Consider the following 7,057-nt stretch of genomic DNA (forward strand, 5'->3'; position numbering starts at 1 on the left):
CGAGTAAACTATATAAAAATGAAAAAAGTAATAAAAATAATTGTAATTGTTGCTTTGGTAATAGCACTTTTAATGGTGTTAAAATACTTTAAAGACTCAAGTTCTAAATCAGTGGAAGAGTTTAAAACAGCAGAGCCTTTTTATACCTCAATAAATACTAAAACGGTAGCTACAGGTAAATTAAATCCAGAGGAAGAAGTAGAACTAAAACCTCAAATTTCTGGTATTATCGATAAAATTCTAGTCGAAGAAGGTGACATCGTTAAAAAAGGAGATGTGATTGCTAAAATTAGAGTGGTACCTAACGAGCAAAGTTTGGTTGGTGCAAGTGGACAAATATCTACAGCAAAACTAGCGTTTAATAATGCTAAAACATTATACGATCGTAATAAAGCTTTATTTGAAAAAGGGGTTATATCTAGACAAGATTTTGAAAACAGTCAATTGTCTTTAAACCAAGCACAAGAAACTTTAAATCAAGCTCAAAATAATTACCAAATTATTAAAAGAGGATCATTGTCTGGTGGTGGGTCTGCAAATACAAATATTATCGCTTTAATTCCTGGAACAATTCTAGAGATTCCGGTTAGAGAAGGTGATCAAGTTATTGAAAGTAATAACTTTAATGCTGGTACTACTATCGCGACTATTGCAGACATGAGCAAAATGATTTTTGAAGGTAAAGTGGATGAAGCTGAAGTTGGTAAATTAGAAGAAGGAAAAGATATTAAAGTAATTTTAGGTGCGATTAACGAAAAAGTGTTTCCTGCTAAACTTACATTTGTTGCGCCAAAAGGTATGGAAGAGAATGGAGCAGTACAGTTTACTATTAAAGCAGATGTAACGGTAGAACCTTCAACTAAAATTAGAGCTGGTTATAGTGCTAATGCTGAAATTGAAATGGAAAGTAAGGACAGTATTTTAGTAATTAAAGAATCATTATTACAGTTTAACAGAATTACTGAAAAACCATTTGTTGACATTGAAATAGCTCCAGGTACTTTTGAAAAAAGAGATGTTGAATTAGGATTGTCTGATGGAATTAATGTCGAAATCACAGAAGGTGTTAAAGAAGGAGAAAAAATTAAAGTGTGGAACAAAGCATCAAAAGAAGATAACGAAGATGAAAACTAGAAATATAATACAATTCACATTAGTATTCTTAGTAGGCTTCACAGCTTTTGCTCAAGAAAAAAAGTGGTCATTAAAAGAAAGTGTTGATTACGCATTGCAAAACAACATAACCGTTAGACAGTCACTGCTAGATCAACAAATTGCAGAACAAAATTTAAAATCTGCAAAAGGAAACTTTTTACCTACAGTAAATGCAAGTGCCTCTCAAAATTGGAATTTTGGTTCGTTTATAGATCAAAACGGAAGCAGGATTTCTAGAGACTCTAGAGGTAATGGGTTTGGTTTAAATGCAGGTCTTACCTTATTTAATGGTTTTAGAAACACAAACCTTCAAAAGCAAGCGGAATTAGGTATTGAAAGTAGTAAGATTCAATTAGATATTTTAAAAAATAATATCTCGTTAAATGTTGTAAATGCGTATTTAAATATATTGTTTAATCGCGAAGCGGTAAAGCAAGCAGAAGAGCAAGTAGCAATTAGCCAAAAAAGTTTAGAGCAAGTGCAAGAACTTGTTGATGCAGGAGCAAGAGCAAGTGCGGATTTGTTAGTCTCTAAATCTCAATTAGCTTCAGATAATGAGCGATTAGTTAATGCCGAAAACAATGTGGTATTATCACTATTAAATTTATCACAGTTATTACAAATACCATCACAAGGTTTTGATATTCAAAATGTAAATATAGACTTAACAGAAGCAGTCTTAGCTTATAACAATTCAAACGAAATTTTATCGTATGCTTTAGATAATCGGCCAGAAATTAAAGGCGCACAACTTAATATTGATAATGCTGAGTTAAACTACCAGATTGCAAGAAGCGCGTATTTACCAACCTTAAGTTTTGGTGTTGGTGCAAGTACGTCTTACCAACATTTGCAAGGACAAGATGATGTTTTACCTATAGTTACAGGATTTGATGCAACGTCTGGAGAGGCAATAATCGAATTGCAAAAAAATGGATTTGCAGAGCAAATTGAAAACAACCTTGGATACAATGTTGGTTTTAGTTTAAACGTACCAATTTTTAATGGATTTAGAACAGACGCAAGTGTTAAAAGAGCAGAGATTAGTAAAGATCGAATCGTTTTAGCTTTAGAGCAAGAAAAACAAACGCTAACTTCCAATGTAGAGCAAGCTTTTGCTGATGCTAAGGCTTCATTAATTCAATATGAAGCGTCTAAAATATCTTTAGAGTCTCAAGAGTTAGCTTTTCAAAACGAACAAGATAAATACGACTTAGGCGTTAGTACATCGTTTCAATTAGAACAAGTTCGTAACCGACTAATAAATGCACAATCATCTTTTTTAAACGCAAAATACAATTACGTTTTTAAAACTAAAGTGTTAGATTTTTATCTTGATAAACCAATAACAGAATAAAAGTGGCATATATTTTAAATATTGAAACGTCTACAACTAACTGCTCAGTCTCTCTTTCTAATAAAGGAGAGACTTTGGTGTTAAAGGAAGATTACGGAAATGGTTATTCTCATGCAGAAAAGCTTCATGTGTACGTTGAACAGGTATTAAAAGAAGCAAAGATTTCAACGTTGCAATTAGATGCCATAGCAGTAAGTAAAGGACCAGGATCATATACAGGATTGCGTATAGGTGTGTCTGCAGCAAAGGGCTTAGCATTTGCTTTAAATATACCATTGATATCAGTATCTACTTTAGAAGCCCTAGCGCATCAAGTAAAAGCAGATTCTGGAGTAATTGTACCAATGTTAGACGCTAGACGTTTAGAGGTGTATTCTGCTATTTTTGATACTCAGTTTAATAGCATTAGAGCAATTGAAGCGCAAATCCTTGATGAGACATCATTTCAATCTTATTTGTCAGAAAATAAAGTCTACTTTATTGGTGATGGTGTGGCTAAAACTAAAGCGTTATTAGATAATAACAATGCAGTGTTTATTGAAAACAAATTACCTTCAGCAGATCAAATGAGTGCTTTAAGTTTTAATAAATACAAAAAAAGCGACACCGAAGATGTCGCTTATTTTGAACCGTATTACTTAAAAGATTTTGTTGCAATAAAATCTAAAAAATAATTAAGCCTGTTTTTGTATTTCAACACTATGTGGATAAGGTATGTCAATACCAGCAGCATCTAGTGCTTCTTTAGTTTGTTCGGTTGTTTCAAAGTAAACAGCCCAATAATCTTCAGCTTTACACCAAGGTCTTACAGCAAAATTAATCGAGCTATCTGCTAATTCAAGGACATTTACAGTTGGTTCAGGCGTTTGTAGTATTTTAGGGTTAGCGGTTAATACAGACATTAAAACAGCTTTTGTTTTTTTAATGTCAGATTCATACCCAACACCAAAAACTAAATCTACACGTCGCGTACCTTCAGTAGAAAAATTAATAATATTTCCATTGGACAAAGAACCATTAGGTATAATAATTTCTCTGTTTGATAATCCTGTTAGTTTAGTCGTAAAAATTTGGATTTCTTTTACAACTCCAACTTGACCTTGTGCTTCTATCAAGTCACCAATTTTGAAAGGTTTAAATAACATAATTAATACACCACCAGCAAAATTAGCTAAAGACCCTTGTAAAGCTAATCCAATAGCTAAACCTGCTGCAGCCAATATCGCTGCAAAGGATGTAGTTTCAACACCTAACGTGCCTAATACGACTATAATTAGTACAATTTTTAAAACCCAACGTAATAGGTTTAATAAAAATTTTTGTAAGCTTTCATCATAATTTCTAACTAGCATTAGTTTTTTTAACGCTCTTAAAACTTGTTTAATAACAAAAGCACCAATAATCCAGATAGCTATTGCAGCTAACATTTTAGGCGTGTATTCAATAATAATTTCAGACCCTTTGTCTATCCATTTTTGTAATTCCATTGTATGATTTTATAAGTTAAAACAAATATAGATATAATTTGCAAACTCTAGTGTTGGGTAGGAGTTTTTGAATTATAACTGTTTAATATATATACTATTCAACCTTGTCTATTTTTATTATAAAAATGCGTGTTAATTGATCTATGTTAGATCTATTCTTATCATTTTTTAAGATGAATTTAATCAAATTATTAGGCAGTATTTTAGTATAATTGTAAATTAACCAATTATTCAACCCTTTTACTAAATAAGAAATGAAAAAATTTCTACTTATTGTTACTTTTCTAGGTGCTTTATTCACTGCTCAATCTCAAGATGTTTTGATGCAAAACGGAACGTTTTCCCAATGTTCAGGTGTGCTTTATGATTCAGGAGGAGCATCTGCTAATTATGCTGATAACGAGAATTTTGTTTTAACGCTATGTCCAGATGGACCAGATCAATTTATTCAAATACAATTTACTACATTTAGTACGCAACTGGGTTCTGACGTCATGACTATCTATGATGGTGATGATACAAGTGCTGCCGTAATTGGTACATATTCTGGTGGTGGAGCAGCAAATAATCCAGGTACAATTTCTGCGTCAACAACTAGTGCAACAGGTTGTATTACAATAGAGTTTGTAAGTAGTGCAGCAGCAAATACTTCAGGTTGGGCTGCTAATATTTCATGTTTACAATCCTGTCAAACAATTACACCTACTATAGATGCTACAAACCCAGTAGCTGATGGTTTAGGTGTTATTCAAATTCCTTTAGGTGGTACTGTTAGTTTTGATGGTAGTGCAATTTTTGAAGATGATGGAACAGGAGCAACTTATAACTGGAATTTTGGAGATGGTTCTTCAGCAGCAGGACTATCATCAAGTCATGTGTTTAACAATTTAGGGACGTTTACTGTAACATTTACAGCAACAGATAGTAATCCAACAGGATGTTCTGCTTCTACAACTATTGAAGTAGAAGTTTTAAGTCCATATATTACTGTAAATCAAACAACTTATACGGTTCCAGAATTAATAGAGGATGTATTAATTGATAGTCCATGTGCTACAGTTTCTAATTTTAATTGGAGTACAGGTAGCAATTTTGGGCAAGAAAATGGGATTGGATATTTTACAGCACTACCAGGTGCATTTCCATTTGAAGCAGGTATTGTTTTAAATTCTGGTGATGCAATGGAAGCTGAAGGACCTGAAACAGGAACACAAAGTAGTGGTGGATGGCCAGGAGATGCAGATTTAGAAAATGCAATACCAGCATTAAACCCAGGAGATTCTAATGATGCTTCTTTTATTGAGTTTAATTTTGTACCAATTGCTAATAGTATAAGTTTTGATTTCTTATTCGCATCAGAAGAGTATGGAGGTTTCCAATGTGGATTTACAGATGCTTTTGCATTTTTATTAACGGATTTATCAACGACTACAGTTACTAATTTGGCAATCGTACCTGGAACAACAGATGTTGTTTCTGTGTTTACAGTTAGAGATAATGCGTATAATGCAAGTTGTCCATCTGTTAATCCAACTTTTTTCGACTCTTATTATGGTGCAGGAGGATTGCCTCCAGGAAATTCTCCAATCGATTTTAGAGGTTATACAACTTCTATGACAGCTTTTTCTAATGTAACGCCTGGTAACACTTATAACATTAAACTAGTTATTGCGGATGATGGTGATACAGCCTATAATGCAGCAGTGTTTTTAGGAGCAGGAACATTTAATTTAGGAGGAGATTTAGGAGATGATGTTACCATAGATGCTGGTACAGCAATATGTTCGGGAGGATCTGTACCATTAGATACAAACTTACCTACAGCAACTCATACTTGGTATTTAGACGGAGTTGTTATACCAGGAGAAACGGGATCTACTTTGAACGCAACGGAAAATGGTGTTTATAGTGTTGATGTTGTTTTTTCTGCAACATGTCAAGCGACAGATTCTGTTTTAGTAGAATTTATTCCAGGACCAATGGTAGAAAATACCATTGATATTATTACATGTAATAATCCTTCCGGAAATGAAATTTTTGATTTAACGGTTAATGATTCCGAAGCTATAGGAAGTCAAGTCGCTGCAGACGTAACTATTAGTTATCATAATAGTTTGTCAGATGCACAATTGGGACTTAATCCTATTGCGGATCCAGCCAACTATATTGGAAATGAAACCTATCCAGAAATTATTCATATCAGAATTGAAGATGTGGCATCAGGAACTTGTTCAGATGTTGATACTTTTAATCTAGATGTGATAACATCGGTTCTTAACCAAGCACCAGACATGGAGGTTTGTGATGATTTGTCTAATGATGGTGTTGAAATGTTTAATTTAGAATTACAGACTGCAACAGTGTTAGGTGCGCAATTAGCTTCAGAATATGCAGTAACGTATCATAACTCATTTGCAGATGCTGATTCAGGTGATAACCCATTAGTTAGTCCATATAATGGTAGCAATGGTGAATATATTTTTGTTCGTATCGAAAGCTTAATTGATTCAGACTGTTATACAGCTACTACTTTACCAAACGGAGGGTTTACCTTAATTGTTAATCCTAATGCCATAGCTGTACAACCTGCTAACATGGTAGTATGTGATGATGTTTCTGAAGATGGATTTGAGATTTTTGATTTAACAACTCAAGAAACTACAATTCTTGGAGGTCAAGATCCAGCAAACTATACAGTTGCTTTTTATGAAAACTTAACAGATTTAGAGGCAGAAACTAATCCTATTTTAAATCCAACTACTTATCAAAATATAGATTCGCCAGAACAAATTGTATATGTAAGAGTTAACGATAATATTAATCCAACATGTTATGGGTCTACAACTTTTAATCTTATAGTAAATGCATTACCTACAGCAATCACACCAACACCATTAGAAGTTTGTGATGATGGCACACCAGACGGATTTGCAAGTATAGATTTAAGTCTTAAAAACAATGAGATTAGTGGAGGTAACCCAGACTATGCGGTAAGTTATTACCTAACGCAATTAGATGCAGAAACAGAAACTAGTCCATTAGCCATACCATATACAAA

At 33.3% G+C, this 7,057-nt stretch carries 5 protein-coding genes; 4 read left to right on the forward strand and 1 reads right to left on the reverse strand.

The features are described 5' to 3' along the window. Nucleotides 1-18 precede the first annotated feature (18 nt). From V6251_RS07390 to tsaB, 3 genes are read left to right on the forward strand one after another with little or no spacing between them, the layout of a single operon-like run. Entirely contained in the window at nucleotides 19-1,134 is a 1,116-nt protein-coding gene (locus tag V6251_RS07390; protein ID WP_341587627.1) for an efflux RND transporter periplasmic adaptor subunit, read from the forward strand. Then, a complete protein-coding gene (locus tag V6251_RS07395) occupies nucleotides 1,124-2,512 on the forward strand; it encodes a TolC family protein (protein ID WP_341587628.1) in 1,389 nt (462 codons plus the stop codon). Before V6251_RS07390 ends, V6251_RS07395 begins: the two co-directional genes overlap by 11 nt. A 2-nt stretch (nucleotides 2,513-2,514) precedes the next feature. Next, the gene (tsaB, locus tag V6251_RS07400; RefSeq protein WP_341587629.1) at nucleotides 2,515-3,186 is read left to right on the forward strand and encodes a tRNA (adenosine(37)-N6)-threonylcarbamoyltransferase complex dimerization subunit type 1 TsaB; all 672 of its coding nucleotides are present in this window, start codon (nucleotides 2,515-2,517) and stop codon (nucleotides 3,184-3,186) included. Here the strand turns inward: tsaB and V6251_RS07405 are convergent, their stop codons facing one another. Next, nucleotides 3,187-3,999, reverse strand: coding sequence for a mechanosensitive ion channel family protein (locus V6251_RS07405; protein ID WP_341587630.1), 813 nt, complete (start codon nucleotides 3,997-3,999; stop codon nucleotides 3,187-3,189). A 254-nt stretch (nucleotides 4,000-4,253) separates the two neighbouring features. Here V6251_RS07405 and V6251_RS07410 point away from each other — a divergent pair. Beyond that, nucleotides 4,254-7,057: choice-of-anchor L domain-containing protein (locus V6251_RS07410; RefSeq protein WP_341587631.1), on the forward strand; the 2,804-nt coding region annotated here is incomplete at its 3' end.

It is taken from the genome of Olleya sp. Ti.3.14 (genome assembly GCF_038154885.1).
Classification (GTDB): Bacteria; Bacteroidota; Bacteroidia; order Flavobacteriales; family Flavobacteriaceae; genus Olleya.